The organism is Pseudoalteromonas lipolytica, assembly GCF_003515105.1.
Lineage (GTDB): Bacteria > Pseudomonadota > Gammaproteobacteria > Enterobacterales > Alteromonadaceae > Pseudoalteromonas > Pseudoalteromonas lipolytica.
The window spans coordinates 3370736-3389591 of record NZ_CP032090.1; the positions used below are offsets into that span (position 1 = coordinate 3370736).

Genomic DNA, 18856 nt, shown 5'->3' on the forward strand with positions numbered 1-18856 from the left:
TTATGTGTAACCTGTACGCAAAAAAAGCGTACAAGTTACACACTGGCTGTAAAATTTATAGGTCTCGTTTACGCCAGATAAAATACAAAGCAGGTAGCACCAGTAAGGTCAGTACCACGGCACTGAACATCCCACCGACCATAGGCGCAGCAATTCGGCTCATTACCTCACTGCCGGTGCCAGTACCGTAAAGCACCGGTAACAAACCAATTATAATAGTGGCTACGGTCATCATCACAGGTCTAACCCTTAATCCTGCACCATTGATGATTGCTTGGCGAAGTTCAACGACACCAAAGTGCTCTGCTTGCTGTTTAGCCTCGAGATAAGCTTGGTTAAGATACACCAGCATGATCACCCCTATTTCTACGGCAACCCCTGCAAGCGCAATAAAACCAACCCCGACAGCAACAGAGAAGTTGAAACCTTCGATATACATCAGCCAAATACCACCAATCATCGCCAGAGGAAGTGTTAGCATGATCATCGCCACTTCAATAAAGCTTCTAAAGTTAAGGTATAACAGCACCACAATGATAGCGAGCGTTAGCGGTAGCACATAACTCAATTTAGCTTTAGCGCGCTCCATGTACTCGTATTGACCTGCCCACGTAATTGAGTAGCCAGCAGGCAACTCTAGCTGCTCATGCAGTGCCTTTTGGGCACGCTCAACATAGCTGCCGATATCACTGCCTTCAATATCAATTAAACTCCAGCCATTGATTCGCGCATTTTCGCTCTTTATCCCCGGAGGACCGTCTTCGATAAAGACATCAGCCACATCAGCCAGTGCAATTCGCTGCCCACTTGCAGTGACAATAGGCAGCAGCTTGAGCTCTTCTGGCGAATCACGGTAATCTTGTGGATAACGTAAATTAACCGGGTATCGCTCTTGTCCTTCAACCGTTTCGGTTACATTCATACCACCAATTGCAGTCGCCACAACCTGTTGTACATCGGCAATGTTAAGACCATAACGCGCAGCCTTGTCGCGATTGATATCCACTTTAATATAGCGCCCACCCGCTACTCGCTCTGAATACACAGACGCAGTACCCGGTAAGTCTTTTAATATCACTTCAATTTGCTCACCAATTTTCTGTATTTCACTCAGCTTAGGGCCCGCTACTTTAATACCCACTGGCGTTTTAATACCGGTGGCAAGCATATCGATACGCGTTTTAATCGGCATAACCCACGCATTCGTTAAGCCGGGGAACTTCACTAAGCTATCAAGCTCTTTTTTAAGCTTTTCGGTTGTCATTCCCTCACGCCATTGTGATTTAGGCTTAAGCTGAATAAAGGTTTCAATCATGGTGAGTGGCGCAGGATCAGTGGCTGTTTCAGCCCGCCCTACTTTACCAAAGACACTCTCGACTTCTGGCACACTGGCTATAAGTTTATCGGTCTGCTGTAAGAGTTCTCGGGCCTTACCGATTGAAATACCCGGATAGGTTGTGGGCATATACATTAAATCCCCCTCATCAAGCGGAGGGATAAACTCACTGCCAATCTTATTAACCGGATAAAAACCGACTACAGCCAAAATGATAGCCATCACTAGCGTGGTTTTTGGCGCTTTAAGAACCGCATTTAATAACGGTTTATAACTTGCCACAAGTAAACGGTTGACTGGGTTCTTTTGCTCAGAAATAACTTTTCCGCGAATAAAGTAACCCATTAACACCGGCACTAAGGTTATTGCTAAGCCTGCGGAGGCTGCCATGGCATAGGTCTTGGTGTAAGCAAGCGGAGAGAACATACGCCCTTCTTGTGCTTCAAGAATAAACACCGGCATAAAGCTGACAGTAATAATTAATAAACTAAAGAATAATGCAGGGCCCACTTCTGAAGCCGAGTCCATCACCACTTGCCAACGGTTTTCGTCGGTAAGTGGGGTTTTTTCCATGTGCTTGTGCATGTTTTCGATCATAACAATCGCGCCATCCGTCATTGCGCCAATCGCAATCGCAATTCCCCCAAGTGACATGATATTGGCATTAATACCTTGCCAATACATAACCACAAATGCGGTTAATATGCCCATTGGTAAAGTAATAATTGCCACAATTGATGACCGAATGTGAAACAAGAACACCACACACACCAGGGCTACAACGATCAATTCTTCAATCAGTTTTGAGGTCAAATTATCCAGCGCTTTGGTGATTAAGTTAGAGCGGTCATAGACAGGCACAATTTCAACGCCCTCGGGTAAGCCTTTTTTCAAAGAGTCTAACTTTTCTTTTACCTGTTTAATTGTGGCTTGTGCATTTTCACCAAAGCGCATCACAACAACGCCCCCAGCCACTTCGCCTTCACCATTAAGCTCAGCAATACCGCGGCGCATTTGCGGCCCTAATTTTATATCGGCAACATTGCGAAGCTGCAGCGGTGTGCCGTTGGCATTAGTCCCCAACGGGATAGCCTCTAAATCGGCCACACTTTTAATATAACCGGTGCTTGATACCATGTATTCCGCTTCGGCCATTTCAACAACAGAGGCACCTCGCTCCTGGTTACCTTGCTTAATTGCTGTTTGAATCAGGCTCAGAGGAATGCCATAAGCACGCAGTTTATCGGGGTCTACATTGACTTGGTATTGCTTAACCATGCCACCGACCGATGCAACTTCTGACACCCCTGGTACAGTTTGCAATTCAAACTTTAAAAACCAATCTTGTAAGCTACGTAGCTGACTAATATCGTGCTTTCCTGTTTTATCAACTAATGCATAAAGGTAAATCCAACCGACCCCTGTTGCATCGGGACCAAGCTCTGGTCGAGCCGACTCGGGTAAGCGAGCACTCACTTGACTTAAGTACTCTTGCACCCGACTGCGTGCCCAGTATAAATCGGTGTCTTCATTAAATATGACGTAAACATACGAATCGCCAAAAAATGAAAAGCCCCTGACCGTTTGTGCCCCTGGTACCGAGAGCATAGCGGTGGTAATTGGAAACGTTACTTGGTCTTGCACTACTTGTGGCGCTTGCCCGGGGTAGGATGTTTTAACGATGACCTGTATGTCAGATAAATCAGGTAGCGCATCAACTGGCGTATTCTTCAAAGAAAAAATGCCAAAGCCTGCCAGCATGACGGACAGCAGTAATACAAAGAAACGATTACCGACTGACCAGCGAATGACTGCTGCAATCATTTCATCTCTCCTTGCATTGGATGGCTTAAGGTCATGATGTCAAAAATCATAAATTCACCCTCTACCAGCTTAAACGTGAAATGTACTTCGTCATTAGGTTGTAGGTGTGATAAATCGATACGCGGCGAAAAATGAAACTCCACGGTTGCTGCCTCACGGCCCCATTTTGGAATTGCTTCACGGCTGATCACCGCGGTTCTGGCTTTGCGATCAATACTGTTGATCACCCCATTGACCATGGCACTCTCGCTATCAGGCTCTTGCATACGCATAAAGTCAGAGCTTTTGCTTGATTCGGAGTCAATCAAGAATTGCGCTGATGTCACTACGTTATCGTCTTTTAGTAAGCCTGATAAAATTTCAATGTCGTGATTATCACTGCGCCCAATGGTCACAGCGACGGACTTAAAGCGCCCTTCACCTAAATCAACCACCACTCGGTCTTGGCTACCTGTGCGGATCACCGCTTCTTTCGCTATCACTATCTGTGGCTCTGTTGGCTTAGTCGTAATACTAACCTCAGCAAACATATTCGGTTTTAATAAGCCCTCATCATTCACAAACCGGAGGCGCACACGTAATGTACGGTTTTTCTCATCGAGTGTAGGATAAATATAATCAACCTTGCCGTGCCATTGACGGCCCGGTAAATAATCTAAGGTCATTGTTACAGGCAAACCTTTACTGATAAGCCCAGCTTGGCGCTCGAACACTTCAGCTTCAACCCATACTTCTTCAAGGTGAGCAATACTCATCATGGTTGTGCCGGGCTTCACATAAAAGCCTTCTCGAATGTTTAGCTCATCCAGTACACCACTTTGCTTGGCATAAAAGGTGATGTTTTGTCTGACCTTCTGACTTTGCTCTAAGCGCTCAATAAAATCATTCGATACATTTAATGAGGCCAAACGCGCTTTGGCAGCACGAATAAGCACACTATTATTGCGCTTTAGGGCAAGTAGTAACTCTTCTTGCGCATTCACCAACTGTGGAGAATACAAGGTATAGAGGGGTTCACCTTGCTTTACTTGATCACCCGCAGCTTTCACGAACAGCGTTTCAATCCAGCCTTCAACACGTGGATGAATATGCACTAATTGATCTTGGTCGTATTGCACGTAGCCCACAGTATCAACGGTAGTTTGCAGTGACTTAAAACGTACCGGTGCGGTTCTAACACCTAAATTGTTGACAACGGCAGGTGATATTCTAACTGTTCCGGGGCTGTCTTCGGCGCTGTTTTCTTCATACACTGGGACTAACTCCATGCCCATTGGCGACAATCCTGGCTCATCACGTCGGTAGTTGCTATCCATGGGAGCAACCCAATACAGAGGTTTCTTTTCTGCACTTGGCATAGCGGAATGATCAGCAGTAGAAAGCTGATTTACTACGGTTGCCAAAGCGGCACCCACTGCCAAAGCCACTCCTAATTTAACGGTATTATTCATGATGTGCTCCTTGGCTTTGTGCTGCATTAATTTGGCTGTCTTTTGCTGCTGCGTAATAATTTAAACGTGCCAGCGTAATTTGTGTGTCGATATCGATATTTAGGGCATCTATTTTTGCATTTAGCTCACTGATACGAGCACGCATGACTTCTGAAAAGTCCCCATCATCATTGGTATATGCATTTAATGTGGCTTCGGCTTGCTCTGCCATTTGTGGTAAAAGCTGCTCGACATAAAGCGCTCGACGTTGGGCTAGGCGACTTAACTGGCTAAGCTCTTTAAAGTATTGACCTTGCAGTTTTTGTAACGTGATCAGCTTTGTGGTTTTAACTGCTTCAGCACTTGCAATAGCCGCATTAACTTGCTGATCTTGGCGGTTATCTGTAAATAATGGTAAATCAACACTGACCCCTATCGAGAATAAATCGGCGCGCGAACTTCCCATCGGCGTATCATCACGATAACCATAGCCAACATTCATACCAAACTGTGGCTTATAGGCTTCTTTTGCCACTTCGATTTGTGTGCTTTTTGCACGTAAGGCATGCTCAATAGCCACAACAGCAGGATGCCCCATAAGCACTTCGGTCACGCCTGTTGGTTGCATATTTTGGTATGGCATTAAAGCCGCCACATCACCATTATCACTGCTGACAGGACCACTTAGCATGTCAATTGGCAACCACTGTGCTAAGCGCTTTTTCGCACTATCGAATTGCTGCTCAAGCATCACCAATTTATCTTCTAAGCGTGTAAGCTCTAACTGAGCACGAATGATATCTTGCTGGCGCGTAGTCCCTAAAGAATTTGCATAGCTTGCTTCTGTGATATCAATCAATTGGTTGAATAAGGCTTTATCTTGGTTAATTAATTGGATACTTTGCTGAGCTCGGTAGGCATTTAACCATGCTTCAGTAACAATAGCCTTTACTTGCGCTTGTCGGTCAGCACGTTGCCATGGGTATTGCTCGGCCGATTGCCTTAACGCTTGTTGCTGTAATGCCAAGCTATCACCGCGGCTAAACTGTTGTGATAAACCGACCTTAAATTGCGTCATGCCTTCTTGATCAAAGGCAAAACCATCCGTCGGTAAATTCATTAGCCCTACCGTCAGAACAGGGTCTGGCAAGGTGCCTGCGGCAATACTTTGCGCTTCAATTGCCTCTTGCTGATATTTGTTTGCTTGTAGCCAAGGTTCATGCGTCAGTGCGTATTCAACCACGCCATTCAGTGTCAATGGATTAGACTGAACCATACTGGAAGTCGTTACTAATACACCAAGGCAAAATGCCTTTAAAAATTTGCTGTGAGTCATCACATGCTCCACTAAAATTCTAGAAAGTTAAAAAACAATAGAGTTAGGGGCAGAATGGGTTGTAAAGCAGCGCTTAGCTGAATTTTTGACAGACCTATCCTGCTTAAGCAGTAATAGGTGGGCGATATAAAGAACTTATAGGGTAGCTGCGTTGGCTAACATTAAACAAACGTACTTTTTCAGATTGTTTGTTAGCATTCATCACTGTGCTATTAAGAGGAAGGAGTGAATGCGCAGTACACGCATTAAATGGACACGCACAGTCGGCACTGTCCATGGTATCTTCATGACAACAGTCCATGTCAGACATGTCGTTATCATTGTCCATATCGGCATGATGATTCATAGCCATTGAAGCATGCGGCATATCGCAGACCATTGACACAGACGCAACTGACTGACTCACAAATGTGAGCAGCATCATGGCTATTAACATATAGCTTGAAAGTCGCGTCATCAACATACCTTAAATATTAATCGTGTAAATTGTAGCCTGAAAATTACGCCAACTACAAGGGTTTCTCTATTTTTATACTGCTACTAGCGGCTATTGCAAATAAACAGTAGCCAGTAAAATACCAAAAACCCACCCCCAGCTCTGCGTGCATTTTTATCAACTCACCCATTTGACCATCGGCATTGCCTGCTAAATAAGCAACGATTAATGCAATGACAAACACATCAACCATACTCCATTTGCTGAGTTGCTGAATAAGTTGACCGAGTAACTGCTTAAATTTATTCACGGGAAGAAAACAATACAGTAACTGCATCAATAATTTTATTGTCGGGATAACAATCGAAAACACCGCAACGAGTACCGCTACTAAGTAGTTTTTATTGTTAGCAAGCTCGTTCACAGTGCCCCAAATACTGCGCGTTTTTTTGTACGCGTCTATTTCGCCTTCAAGCTTATCAAGACCTAACATACTGGAGGCCATCATCAATACGCTGCGCGTATTTCTGTCACCTTCATCTGCTAACATTTCAATGCCTGTTTTAGCTAACTTAGATTTATCTATTTTACCTTCTAACGTGAGAACGGGCTGAGTAACCCCTGGGACAAGTAAAGCGAGGGCAAAAATAATCGTCACAATTGGAAATATTGAACGCATGGTATACAAACCTTATCCACTAACAGTGCGAACATAATAACCAACTCAATATCATTAGTCTGCAATTGATGACAAGGTCGTCAATACTTCATCTGCGTAAGCACGTGCGCTGTACATTGCTTTAAATACAACGTCCATGTGTGAAGCTGGCCGAATCATGGTTAAAAATGACCGCACGTCTTGCCATTGTTCTTCTTCGATTGCTTTTACAAGTCGCAGGCTAATACCTTGCATACCATTAAAGCTTAACAATGCACTGGAAAGTTCTGCGCCAAGTGAAAACTCTTTTGTAACTCTATCTAATTCCATATCGAGAATGGCATCAAGCACAGACAGCAATCCGACTAAATAACCTTGCTCTGATAGCTCTTTACCACCGGGTTCAAGCATCAGCGCAATAAACTTTGCACGTGTAAGCGCAAGCTTGGTTAATTCTTGTGGTTTATCATTCCCCAATTCACTTAATGCTAAAACACGGACAAACTGACGAATCGCATCTTCACCTAAATAAATAACCGCTTGTGAGATTGATTTTATCGTTTGTTGTGAATTAGGTGAGCGTGCATTTACCAATCTTAAAATACGCGCTGTTAAACCAAGGTCTCGACCAACGCGTTGCTGCACCGCATCAAAGTCAATATCGGGCCTTGCTGTACAGCTTAGTAAATCAAGTACTGCCATTTTCGACGGTTCAACATTACCAAAGCTAAGCACTTCTGGCTTTGCAAAAAAGAAACCTTGAAATAAATCACATCCCGCGTCTTTTAACTGTTTAAAGTCATCATAATTTTCGATGCGTTCAACAATTATGATTGCATCTGGGTAACTGCGTTTTAGCTTTTTGATCATCATATTGGTTTTAATAATAGGATGCTCAACCTCTAACTTGATGAAGTCCATCAAAGGAAGTATGTCTTGCCATTTTTCAGTGCCATCATAATCATCAAGGGCAAAAAAATAGCCCTCTTTTTTGAGCTGTTTAACACGTGTTACAACTTTTGGGATACTTGTCGTTCGCTCAACTATTTCGAGTACTGCACTGCTTGGTTGGAGCAGTCGCGGAAAATCATCAAGAATGGCATCGGTCGATAAATTAATAAACGCAGGTTGAAACCCTGTAAGCTTTTCAAGTCCCATTAACATCAATGCATTAAAAAAGAGTCGCCCGGTGGCTTGGCCATCACTGGTTCCTATCGGAAAAACATTATCGCTCGATTCTCTGTATAACAATTCATACGCATACACACTTCTATCAGCATTAAATATTGGCTGCCTGGCTATATACTGAGTCACGTTTTGACTTTTTTTACCTTCCATATTTAACTCTGACATATTACTTCTCACTAAATGTAACTAAAGCCACATTACAATTGTTATAAGTATAGTGAAAGATGTTTTCCTTGCTAAAAAAGAAAAACCCGACCAAACTAAATTTATGAATAACTTTAAACATAGTCCATTGCACTTAATTTTTTCGTTATTTTTCATAATTTTATACGGTGCTATTTTTAGCTCTGCGCATGCGGCATCGCCCCCTGCGTTAAAGTATAATATTACGGCCTCTGGAAGCTATTACCCATACTATATTGATGACGAAAACTCGCCCGGTATCCTGCCAGAAATCATCCAACATGTGCTAACTCTTTCCAACATTGATGCACAACACATTGAATTGCCAGCCAAACGCACGGTTAAGTATCTTCATTTAGGTCACATCGATTTTGATGTAATCAGCCCTGAATGGCTCAGTGAGAAAGAGCGAGAAAATGACATGTTCCGCTATTCAGATAATTTATTTACCGTCGAAGAATACCTTGTTAGCTTGAGTAAAAATATCAACAAATGGCAAGATTTAGAGGCAATAAAAAAGCACCCTGTCGGCACGGTACTTGGCTATTACTATTATGATGATGAGCGCTTCACGCGCGTTGATTTTCACTCCGAAAAAGAGCTGGTTAAAGCATTACAACTCAACAGAATAGAGGTAGCAATTATTGATAAGCTCTCTGCGATATACTGGTCAAACTGGTTCAATATCAATACGCAGCTTGGCGCCCTTCATTCACAAGGTAATATGAAAATTCGTATCCGAGCAGAACACCAATCGCTCCTCAAGAATATAAATGCAGCTATTGAGCAACTTAAAAATAATGGCACGATTGATACCATCATCAATAAATACACAAAAAACATACCCCCACAATAATTAGGGATATTCCGCTTTGGGGCTACATTTGCTATACTGCGCGCTGTTTTTCTTGTTAACTTAAAAGAGCCTCCTATGAGCATTGAACAAGCCCTTATCGAACGCAGTAATAACCAATGTGAACTGTGCGCCGCAACAGAGAATTTATCTGTATACGAAGTCCCTCCTGTCACGGAAGCTCACTCTGATAAATGTATCTATGTCTGTCAGACTTGCAAAGACCAAATCGAAAATAACGCGGAATTAACTGCAACTCACTGGCATTGCCTAAATGACAGCATGTGGAGTCAAACGCCTGCTGTTCAAGTGGTAGCGTATCGTATGTTAAAACGTTTAGCGGCAGATAATGGCTGGGCACAAGATGCTCTAGACATGATTTACCTTGAAGAAGACACGCTAAAGTGGGCGCAAACAGCCCTTGCTGAAGATGATGACATTAAACATATCGACAGTAATGGCGTTGTGCTGCAAGCGGGCGATACAGTAACGCTAATCAAAGATCTCGATGTAAAAGGGAGCAGCCTCGTTGCTAAGCGCGGCACCGCCGTAAGAAATATTGGTTTAACCAGTAACCCTGAACACATTGAAGGACGTGTCGATGGGCAACGTATCGTTATTCTAACAAAATACGTGAAAAAATAATTTCTTATTAAAAATGGGCCTTGCGCCCACTTTGACTCAATTAAGCTATGATTAAGTCAGCGAACTTTATGCTAATACAATAATCTCAGTGTATAACACTAAAAACGCAAGGAAAATATCATGGCTTCGGATACCTTTTCATCTTTAAAACGTGCTTCACTTTGCAGCGTAATGATCTTAGGAAGCAGCTTAGTTCTTACCGGTTGTGGCGAAGATTCTGCCGCGCCTCAAGCAGAGCAATCAACAATGAAAACGCTCAATACGCAAATTACTTATTTAGACCGTAGCATGCTGCCACCAGGCTCTGTATTGAAAGTGCAGTTAGCCGATGTATCAAAAATGGATGCAAAAGCAGACGTGATCAGCGAACAAGAAGTTGCGTTAAAAGGGGCGCCTCCTTATAACGTCGCACTTGAGTATGATGAAAGTAAAATTGCTGATCGCCATCGTTATAGCGTCGGCGCTCGAATCGAAAACCAAGGCAAGCTGTTATACATTAGCACCACTCACAACAACCCGTTTGCTGAAGGTGCTCAGAATGATGTGTATAAAGTGACGGTATCTAAAGTGTCGGCGAAAAAGCCCGATGTAACGTTAACTAATACATATTGGAAAGCAGTCACGATTAACGGTGAACCCGTTAAAGTAGAAACAAAAGAGCCTTTCATTCAATTTAAAGAAGATGGCTCAACGCATGGTTTCCTTGGCTGTAATAGCTTTTCAGGCAGCTATGACGTGAATAATCAATCACTCACCTTCAACCCGTTAGCCAGCACTAAGAAAATGTGTATCGAGCAAATGGATATTGAAGCTGCAATGTCAGCTCTACTCACTGCGACAGCGCAATTTTCAATTAATGGTGAGCAGCTTACGCTATTAGATGGCAGCAGCGAACCCCTTGCTACATTTGCAGCAACCTATATGAATTAATGACAGTTAACACGAAAACGCCCCGCAATTGCGGGGCGTTTTTTATTTATACCCTTTATTAAATAGGCACATTGTTGCAGCATTACTCTTCAACTAATTGCTCACTGCGATAAAAGCCACTACTGTCACTTAATACAGAAACAAGCTCAGGTAAAACCGCGTCCATTGTCTGTTTTAGTTTCCATGGTGGGTTGATCACTATCATGCCTGAGGCCGTCATACCGTGTACCTCAGTATCTGCTTCGGTGGCTAATTCAAATAATTGAATATTACGCATGCCAGATGCGATTAAACCTGCTTCCATTTTATCTATGCGCTCACGATCAACAACCGGATACCAAATCATGTACGTACCCGTTGCAAAGCGTTTGTGCGCTTTAACGAGGGTTTTTACCACCGTGTCATAGTCATCTTTAATTTCGTATGGAGGGTCAATCAGCACACATGCACGACGCGATGGCGGTGGCAGCAGACCAACTAACCCTTGAAAACCATTTTCGCCACGCACACGGATAGAGCGTTTACCTATCATATTCTGCTTAAGTAATGCTAAGTCGCGAGGATGTAACTCAAAAAACCAGCCATTATCTTGGCGACGCAAAAAGTGTTCAGCAATTTTTGGCGAGCCAGGATAGAAATCTAATTCGCCATTCTGGTTAAACGATTTAATCAGCTCAATATATTCATTTAACGGTGCATGCTCACTCTGGTGCTGCCAAAGCTTTGCTATGCCATCTAAATACTCTTGTGTTTTTTGTGCATCACTGCCCGCTAGTTCAAAAAAGCCCGCCCCCGAATGGGTATCAATATAATCGAGAGGCTTATCTTTAATTGTTTGGTATTTAAGAACTTCAGCTAAAACCAGATGTTTAAGCACATCAGCAGGATTGCCTGCATGAAAAGAGTGTCGGTAACTAAGCATATTTATAAATCGCTAAATGCAGTGCTGCATGAAAAATAGATGAAGATATTGTACATGATAAATAGTGAATAATCCTAAAATCTAAGCGCAGAGTGAACCATAAATGAATAAAAATGCAGCTACGCTGAATTACACCTTAATTTTAAATAAAAATACGCTAAAACAGGCGTAAATGCTGGCATATCAACACACTTTCCTTTACATTTGCATGACAATAATCACAGTTTTATGAGCGCATTTATGAATAACGAAACCCTTTCCCAACTCGAACAACTGATCGACAAATTAATCCACCGAAACAGCGAACTTGAAAGCGAAGTGAAAAGCTTAAAAGATCAAACTGCCAAATTAATAGACGAGAACGAAACGCTTCAACTTGAAGTACTCGATAGCGAAGAAAAACAAAAAGAAGCAAGCAGCACATTAACTGGCCTGCTTGAGAAATTACAAAGCGTACATCAGGCTAGCTAATGAGCAGCCCACAAAGTCAGCGGGTCACCGTAGAGCTACTAGGTAAAGAACATGAGTTCTCTTGCCCACCGGGTCAAGAGAACGCCCTAGTTGCTGCTGCACAACATTTGAATGACTTAGTGGACCAAATGAAACAACGCTCTTCTGTTCGTAATGAACAAAAAGCGTTATTAATGGCAGCGCTGCACTTAAGCCATGAATTGCTCGAAGCACAATCGCAACAAGCAAAACAAGAGCAACAGCATGACTCTTTAATCGATAAACTTAGCCAGTACTTAGACCAAACTCACTCGACTTAACACGCCGTGAGTGGTATTGGTTATATAAAAAGCGCATCTTGCGCTTTTTTTGTTTACAATGCTCAACCTGAATAATAACCGAGCAAATTAGAATGCGCATATATGCTTTATCAATGTGGGCTTTTTTAGCGCTACTAACAGCAAGTTTCTCATCTAAAGCCAAGGTTACATGGCAGACTATCAGCCCTGAGATTCAATTTTTACAACAACAGGCATCGCTGCGCTTTTACGATTCAAACCAGGTCCTTATTGAAGGTAAAACGTGTGCACTTATGTTTGATGCCAGCGGTGATTTTGCCGCGGTTGAGCAACTCGCACAGCGTTTGAAAAAGCGCTTAAAAACACCTTTATGCTACTTGGTTGCGAGTCATTATCATGATGACCACTTGCTGGGTCTTGCAGTGTTACAAGCCACGTTCCCTGATGCAAAATTGATTGTTCATCAGCAACTAGCGAATGAATTTACACACTATCAAAAAGCCTTAAGCGATAAACTTGATGGCTATGAAAAAAGCATAGAACTAAGTTATCAACGTTTAGCAAGCCAACCACAAGAACAACAAGCTGTTTGGCGAGAAAAACTATCACTTGCTAAACAACGCCTATTTCGTTGGCGCGAATTAACACTCAATCCCCCCGCTATCCGTGTTGCTAAAGAAACGCATCTCGACCTTGGTGATTACCCGATTACTGTTATGCCGTATCAAGCACACACGCATGGCGACTTAGTATTAACAGCCGATCATGGCCGGGTATTACTTGGTGGAGATATAACCGATTGGTTACCTTACCCAGGGCATGGGCAAATAGATAATTGGCTCGCAGCGTTAACTGAGATTCAACAAAATAGTGCTATCACAACAATTTTACCGGGTCATGGTGCACAACTAACTCCTGCAGAACTTAATCAGCCGAAAACATTTTTATCTGCTATTTTGACACTTGCAAATGCACAGCCCGAGAAGCCTATTGCTGAGTTAATTCCCCTGTTTCCTGAGCAAATAAAACAAGACTATCACCTTGATGAAGTCGGTCAACGCGCTTTCGTCATGTTTCTAGAAGCTGGACTTAAGCAGGCCAAATCGTCAAAATAGCGCTAAAATAGTAAAGGGATTTTATTACATGGCTTTAATGCGTTTGAAATATTTACTATTGCTGAGTTTTTTTATTGGCCTACAAGGATGCCAAACAACTCAGCAAGATACACAACAAGAGCAACAGGCTCGGCCAGAGATTTTTAGCCATTTCAAGCCTGATTTAAGCTTACAAACACAGCCGACTGAGCAACCTGTTGCTACAGCCGATAAGACTGCTGAACCTGTAAAACTTCAACCTTATAAAGATACGCCACTCGCTAAACCGCGAGCGGCTGATTTGTGGCAACACATTGCAAATAATCTATCGTTGGTATTTCAAACCAATAAGCATACGACAGCTCGGATAAAGTGGTACTTAAAGCAACCAGCCTACCTTGAAAAAGTGAACCGACGCGCTGCACCGTATCTTTACCATATCGTCAAACGCGTCGAAAAACAGAATTTACCGATGGAGCTTGCATTACTCCCCTTCGTAGAGAGTGACTTTAGACCCACTATTCAATCATCAGAGCAAGCTGTGGGGATATGGCAGTTAGTTGGGGCAACTGCCTATCACTTTGGCGTGCAGAGCGACCAATGGTATGACGGCCGCCAAGATATTCTCGCCTCAACCGATGCTGCCTTAGCGTACCTCAGTTATTTGCACAAACGCTTTGATGGCGATTGGTTACACGCAATCGCGGCCTATAACAGTGGTGAAGGGCGTGTTAAGAAAGCCATCGAGAAGAATAAAAAACTCGGTAAGAAAACCGATTACTGGTCGCTGTCATTACCAAAAGAAACCGCTGAATATATCCCTAAATTATTAGCACTCAGCCACTTAATCAGACACCCTGAAAAAGGCCTAAAACGCCCAAAACTCGCTAATAAACCGCTCACAACGGAGTTTAATGTCGGCCAGCAATTTGATTTTTCGGTAATTGCGAGTTTATCTGGGATTGGGCGTAACCAATTACATAAACTAAACCCTGGCTATTTAAAGAATCAAAGCTCTCCTAATGGCCCCCACACGCTGATATTACCAATAGAGCAGCGAACTTTATTACAGAGTAAGCTATTTCGTAATAACTTTATTGGCGAGTACACCGTTCAAAAGGACGATACGCTTTATCGCATCGCAAGACGTTTTAATATGCCTATAAGCCAATTAAAAATGCTCAATAATAAAACCTCGAATCTCATTAAAGTGGGTGAGCAATTGCGCCTAAGTAAACCTCAAACGATGCCTGGATCGTTAATAGTTGATTACAATATCAGCCCGTATTTAGAGCAACAAGAAGACGTTGTTTCAACTGTTGCTGTCGATTATCAAGTAAAGCCGGGGGATTCTATTTGGAGCATTAGTCAGCTTTTTGATGTCCCTCATAAAGACGTGGCTATTTGGAATAAACTCAGCGCGTCTAGCCTACTAAAACCAGGCACCATACTAACTTTGCATATCCCTCAAGCAAAGCCACCAGCCCCTCAAACATCCGCCAGCGAGGCTATGCTGTCGGGTATTGAAAGCTCTTTGAAAAAGCCTTGATTGCTGTGTCATTGTGGTTAGCGTAAAATCAGTGTTTATATTCTAAGTTTACAAGAGAAAAAACATGCAAATCAGCAAAGACACTGCCGTTGAGTTCCACTACACATTAAGTGAAGCAGGCGAGCAAATTGAATCAAGCAAAGATGGCGAGCCACTTTCATATATCCATGGTACAGAAGGCATGCTACCGGGTCTTGAAAAAGCCCTTGAAGGTAAAAGCGCTGGCGATAGCTTTAGTGTAACACTTGAGCCAAGCGAGTCTTATGGTGAGCGTGTTGATGACCTTATTCAGCGTATTCCACTTAAGCACTTACAAGGTAACACTAAAGTGTGGAAACCGGGTATGACTGCGATTGTTCACTCAAACCAAGGCCGTCATCAAGTGACGATTGTAAAAGTAGGTCGTTTCAATGCAGATTGTGACTTAAACCACCCATTTGCAGGTAAAACACTGACTTTTGACGTTGAAGTACTCAACGTCCGTGAAGCGACACGTGAAGAATTAGCGCACGGTCACGTACATGGTGAAGGCGGTTGTGGTCATAGCCACTAAGGGTAAATAATGACAAACGTTGCAATTGTCACAGGTGGCAGTAAAGGGATAGGTAAGGCCATTGTTGAGCGCTTAGCGCGCGAAGCATACATCGTGTATAACCTTGATATTACACCATCAGAAGGTCGCTACCGCTACTGTGATGTCAGTAATGTTGAGCAGGTAAAAGCGGTTATTGCTGATATAGCACAAGAAACAGGCCGTATCGATGCGCTTATTTCTAATGCTGGTCGTCATTTAAGTGCCACCATTGAAGATACTGACGAGGCAACGTTTGATGCTCTTTTTGCGCTCAACGTAAAAGGCGCGTATGCGGCAATTCAAGCAGTTTTACCCAGCATGAAAGCAAAACGGCAAGGTAGTATTGTTTTAATTGCCTCTGATCAAGCGCTTATTGGTAAGCCCAATTCTTTTGCTTACAACTTAACAAAGCATGCACTTGCTTCAATGGCAAAAACAACCGCTCTGGATTATGCCGCATTTAACATTCGCGCTAACGCTATTTGCCCAGGCACCATTGAAACACCTTTATTTCATAATGCAATTGACGCTTACTGCAAGCGAAGCGGCGCCGATAAAACTGCCGTCGTCGCAGAAGAAGCTGCATTACAGCCATTAGGGCGCTTAGGTCAACCAGAGGAAGTGGCTGCATTGGTTAATTTTTTAGTTAGCCCTGAGGCAAGCTTTATCACTGGTAGCCTACACAGTATTGATGGTGGGTATACCACGCAATGAGCGACAAGATTATTGACCCCCATGTGCATTTTTTTAACCTCACTGAGGGTCAATACACTTGGTTGCAAGGCGAGAAACCACCTGCGTGGCCTCACCTCGATAAGATCAAAGCTCCTATTAGCATGGCGCAACTAAAATCAGCATGCCCATTTCAATTAGAAGCACTTGTTCATATTGAGGCAGGGTACGATAATAATGACCCTATTAAAGAGCTCAACTGGCTAGCACAGCATTTAAACGGCTACAAATACAAAGCCATTAGTTATAGTCGAATAGACGCTACCTTGAGCGAATTTAGTCTGGCGCTTTCGGCATTAACACATTCACACCTTGTGGGTATTCGCGATATTACTGAAGGTAAAGATGCGACTCGTTTACTCGCACCTAATTGCCTTGAAAACTTAGCCTATCTTGCTGCGCAAAACTTGCGATTTGAAGCACAGTTTGAAATTGAAAACCTACACATTACCGAGCAGCTCATAAAATACTGCCATGCCCTTCCCTCATTACGAGTCGTAATTAACCATTTAGGCTTTATATGCGATGAACAACAATGGCTAAACGCGGTTATTAAATTAAGCCGCTGTGATAATATTGCGATTAAGTTCTCAGGCTTAGAGTTCAGCAAACTGGCTGCAAGTAAGCACCAATGGCTGCTTGATACACTGCTGCAATACTTTGGCGAGCAGCGTATTATGTTTGCCAGTAATTTTCCTGTTTGCCAAATAAAGACACACTACGAGACATGCTGGCAGCATTACTTTTCATTGTGTAACCAGCACAGCGTATGGCATCGTCTAAGCTACAAAAACGCCCACGAAATCTATCAAATTGATTAAAAACTAGCTATATTTAGTTAAATAAAAGCGGTTTAGGTTAGTGGTTATGTTTATTTTTTCAAAAGAAGCGGCCATTTTAGGTGCGTGCGTATTTAGTCTTGTTGGGTGTGGCGGCAGTGGGAGTGACAACTCCGATTCAGGCAATCTAGACCCAGCCACCATTACGTGGACACAAGGTGTGTTTGAGCCATCGAGTAAGTTTGATCAACAATGTCAGGCACTCAATGAAAAGCACTGGCTGCGTTCATGGAGCCATGAAACATACCTTTGGTACGATGAAATAATAGACCGTGATCCAGCTCTCACTGATGGGGTTCTCAATTATTTTGCGTTACTAAAAACCGAAAACACCACGGATTCAGGGGCTAAAAAAGACAACTTTCATTCCAGTTTACCCACCGATGAATGGCGAGCACAAAGCCAGTCGGGACAAACCTTTGGCTATGGCTTTAAAATACGTTTAATAAGTGCCAGCGCCCCACGTCAAGCCATTATAACTTATACCGAACCCAACTCACCCGCGGCAGCACAAAACCTAGCGCGTGGTTTTGAAGTGTTAGAAGTGGATGGTGTAGACTTTGTAAATGCCAGCACCCAAGCTGAAGTCGACGTACTCAATGCGGGTCTTTTTCCGTCTGAATCCGGGAAAGTAACGACCTTTGTGTTTAAAGATATCAACACCAGTGAAACCCGCGAAGTCACCATGACAGCCCAAACTATTACGGGACAAGCTGTAGGCAATATTAAAACATTCGCAAATGGAGAAGTCGGTTACTTCCAATTTAATCGCCACAATGCGATTGCAGAAAAGCCCTTATTTGATGCTTTTAATACATTAGCAGCACGTAATGTGAAAGACCTGATTATCGACATGCGATACAACCCCGGCGGTTTCCTACAGATGGCAAGTCAAGTTGCTTATATGATTGCAGGTGCCGAAAATACTGACGGCAAAATTTTCGAAAAGACTATCTTTAACGATCAACACCCAACCTTTAACCCAATCACTGGGGAGCGTTTGGAGCCCGTGCCGTTTACCGATGAATTTGTCGGATTTGCAGAAAACCCAGCAATCAACCCTGGCACACCATTGCCTAGTTTAGACCTAAAACGTGTTTTTGTGTTAACAACAGGCAGTACATGTTCAGCCAGTGAAGCCGTAATTAATGGCTTAAGAGGGGCTAATATTGAAGTCATTCAAATAGGGGAAAATACCTGTGGTAAACCCTATGGTTTTTATCCAACCGATAACTGTGATACGACCTACTTCAGCATTCAATTTACAGGGGTTAACAATAAAGGCTTTGGTGAATATGCCGATGGTTTTGCCCCCCAAAACAGCACTGGCAGTGAGTTTCAACCCGTGCGAGTCCCAGGTTGTGCAGTCGCCGATGATTTTAGCCATCAGCTAGGCGACGAAAATGAAGCATTACTTAGTGCTGCACTGGCATACAGAGCGACTGGCACATGCCCTGTAGCAAGCTCAATGACCAGCAAACAGGGTTTTGCACCAGCGCTGTTCACTGATACACCAAAAGTACAGGACAACCGAGCAACAACGCTTATTGAGCAAAACAAAATACTTGAGAATTAGAG

Annotated in this window: 18 protein-coding genes; 11 read left to right on the plus strand and 7 right to left on the minus strand. The window is 43.1% G+C overall.

Annotation, left to right across the window (positions count from 1 at the left end; translation table 11 throughout):
• Positions 1-55: 55 nt before the first annotated feature.
• The 6 genes from D0907_RS15105 to D0907_RS15130 all read right to left on the minus strand — a co-directional run bounded on the left by D0907_RS15105 (position 56) and on the right by D0907_RS15130 (position 8373).
• Positions 56-3160 carry an efflux RND transporter permease subunit gene (locus D0907_RS15105; RefSeq protein WP_036973320.1) on the minus strand — a complete coding sequence of 1035 codons (3105 nt, stop codon included), beginning with the start codon at positions 3158-3160 and terminating at the stop codon, positions 56-58.
• The gene (locus tag D0907_RS15110) at positions 3157-4611 is read right to left on the minus strand and encodes an efflux RND transporter periplasmic adaptor subunit (protein ID WP_118844708.1); all 1455 of its coding nucleotides are present in this window, start codon (positions 4609-4611) and stop codon (positions 3157-3159) included. Before D0907_RS15110 ends, D0907_RS15105 begins: the two co-directional genes overlap by 4 nt.
• Entirely contained in the window at positions 4604-5866 is a 1263-nt protein-coding gene (locus tag D0907_RS15115) for a TolC family protein (RefSeq protein ID WP_425274512.1), read from the minus strand. Before D0907_RS15115 ends, D0907_RS15110 begins: the two co-directional genes overlap by 8 nt.
• A gap of 163 nt (positions 5867-6029) precedes the next feature.
• On the minus strand, positions 6030-6383 hold the full coding sequence (locus D0907_RS15120; RefSeq protein ID WP_074989219.1) for a hypothetical protein: 354 nt from the start codon (positions 6381-6383) through the stop codon (positions 6030-6032).
• A 52-nt stretch (positions 6384-6435) separates the two neighbouring features.
• Positions 6436-7041, minus strand: a complete 606-nt coding sequence (locus tag D0907_RS15125) for a paraquat-inducible protein A (RefSeq protein ID WP_074989218.1) — start codon at positions 7039-7041, stop codon at positions 6436-6438.
• Positions 7042-7095: 54 nt separating this feature from the next.
• Positions 7096-8373 carry an EAL and HDOD domain-containing protein gene (locus D0907_RS15130; RefSeq protein WP_065979574.1) on the minus strand — a complete coding sequence of 426 codons (1278 nt, stop codon included), beginning with the start codon at positions 8371-8373 and terminating at the stop codon, positions 7096-7098.
• 103 nt (positions 8374-8476) lie between these two features.
• On the opposite strand from D0907_RS15130, the gene D0907_RS15135 reads away from it, so the two are divergent.
• The 3 genes from D0907_RS15135 to D0907_RS15145 all read left to right on the plus strand — a co-directional run bounded on the left by D0907_RS15135 (position 8477) and on the right by D0907_RS15145 (position 10819).
• Positions 8477-9247, plus strand: a complete 771-nt coding sequence (locus D0907_RS15135) for a substrate-binding periplasmic protein (RefSeq protein ID WP_162898061.1) — start codon at positions 8477-8479, stop codon at positions 9245-9247.
• A gap of 75 nt (positions 9248-9322) precedes the next feature.
• Complete coding sequence (locus D0907_RS15140; protein WP_036973325.1) at positions 9323-9889, plus strand: PhnA domain-containing protein; 567 nt, start codon at positions 9323-9325, stop codon at positions 9887-9889.
• A gap of 120 nt (positions 9890-10009) precedes the next feature.
• On the plus strand, positions 10010-10819 hold the full coding sequence (locus tag D0907_RS15145) for an META domain-containing protein (protein WP_065979576.1): 810 nt from the start codon (positions 10010-10012) through the stop codon (positions 10817-10819).
• A gap of 82 nt (positions 10820-10901) precedes the next feature.
• Here the strand turns inward: D0907_RS15145 and D0907_RS15150 are convergent, their stop codons facing one another.
• Positions 10902-11741 carry a 23S rRNA (adenine(2030)-N(6))-methyltransferase RlmJ gene (locus D0907_RS15150; protein WP_065979384.1) on the minus strand — a complete coding sequence of 280 codons (840 nt, stop codon included), beginning with the start codon at positions 11739-11741 and terminating at the stop codon, positions 10902-10904.
• Between the two features lie 240 nt (positions 11742-11981).
• Here D0907_RS15150 and D0907_RS15155 point away from each other — a divergent pair, with 240 nt between their 5' ends.
• The 8 genes from D0907_RS15155 to D0907_RS15190 all read left to right on the plus strand — a co-directional run bounded on the left by D0907_RS15155 (position 11982) and on the right by D0907_RS15190 (position 18854).
• Positions 11982-12212, plus strand: coding sequence for a cell division protein ZapB (locus D0907_RS15155; protein WP_036973328.1), 231 nt, complete (start codon positions 11982-11984; stop codon positions 12210-12212).
• Positions 12212-12511: a cell division protein ZapA gene (locus D0907_RS15160; RefSeq protein WP_065979385.1), complete on the plus strand. Its 300-nt coding sequence runs from the start codon at positions 12212-12214 to the stop codon at positions 12509-12511. The genes D0907_RS15155 and D0907_RS15160 overlap by 1 nt, the downstream gene beginning before the upstream one ends.
• A gap of 92 nt (positions 12512-12603) precedes the next feature.
• Positions 12604-13605 carry an MBL fold metallo-hydrolase gene (locus tag D0907_RS15165; protein WP_118844711.1) on the plus strand — a complete coding sequence of 334 codons (1002 nt, stop codon included), beginning with the start codon at positions 12604-12606 and terminating at the stop codon, positions 13603-13605.
• A gap of 28 nt (positions 13606-13633) precedes the next feature.
• Positions 13634-15133, plus strand: a complete 1500-nt coding sequence (locus D0907_RS15170; RefSeq protein ID WP_178387099.1) for a transglycosylase SLT domain-containing protein — start codon at positions 13634-13636, stop codon at positions 15131-15133.
• A gap of 64 nt (positions 15134-15197) precedes the next feature.
• Positions 15198-15686 carry an FKBP-type peptidyl-prolyl cis-trans isomerase gene (locus D0907_RS15175; RefSeq protein WP_036973331.1) on the plus strand — a complete coding sequence of 163 codons (489 nt, stop codon included), beginning with the start codon at positions 15198-15200 and terminating at the stop codon, positions 15684-15686.
• A gap of 9 nt (positions 15687-15695) precedes the next feature.
• A complete protein-coding gene (locus D0907_RS15180; protein WP_065979386.1) occupies positions 15696-16421 on the plus strand; it encodes an SDR family NAD(P)-dependent oxidoreductase in 726 nt (241 codons plus the stop codon).
• Positions 16418-17260: an amidohydrolase family protein gene (locus D0907_RS15185; RefSeq protein WP_118844712.1), complete on the plus strand. Its 843-nt coding sequence runs from the start codon at positions 16418-16420 to the stop codon at positions 17258-17260. The genes D0907_RS15180 and D0907_RS15185 overlap by 4 nt, the downstream gene beginning before the upstream one ends.
• Positions 17261-17306: 46 nt before the next feature.
• Positions 17307-18854: a S41 family peptidase gene (locus tag D0907_RS15190; protein ID WP_118844713.1), complete on the plus strand. Its 1548-nt coding sequence runs from the start codon at positions 17307-17309 to the stop codon at positions 18852-18854.
• Positions 18855-18856: the final 2 nt, after the last annotated feature.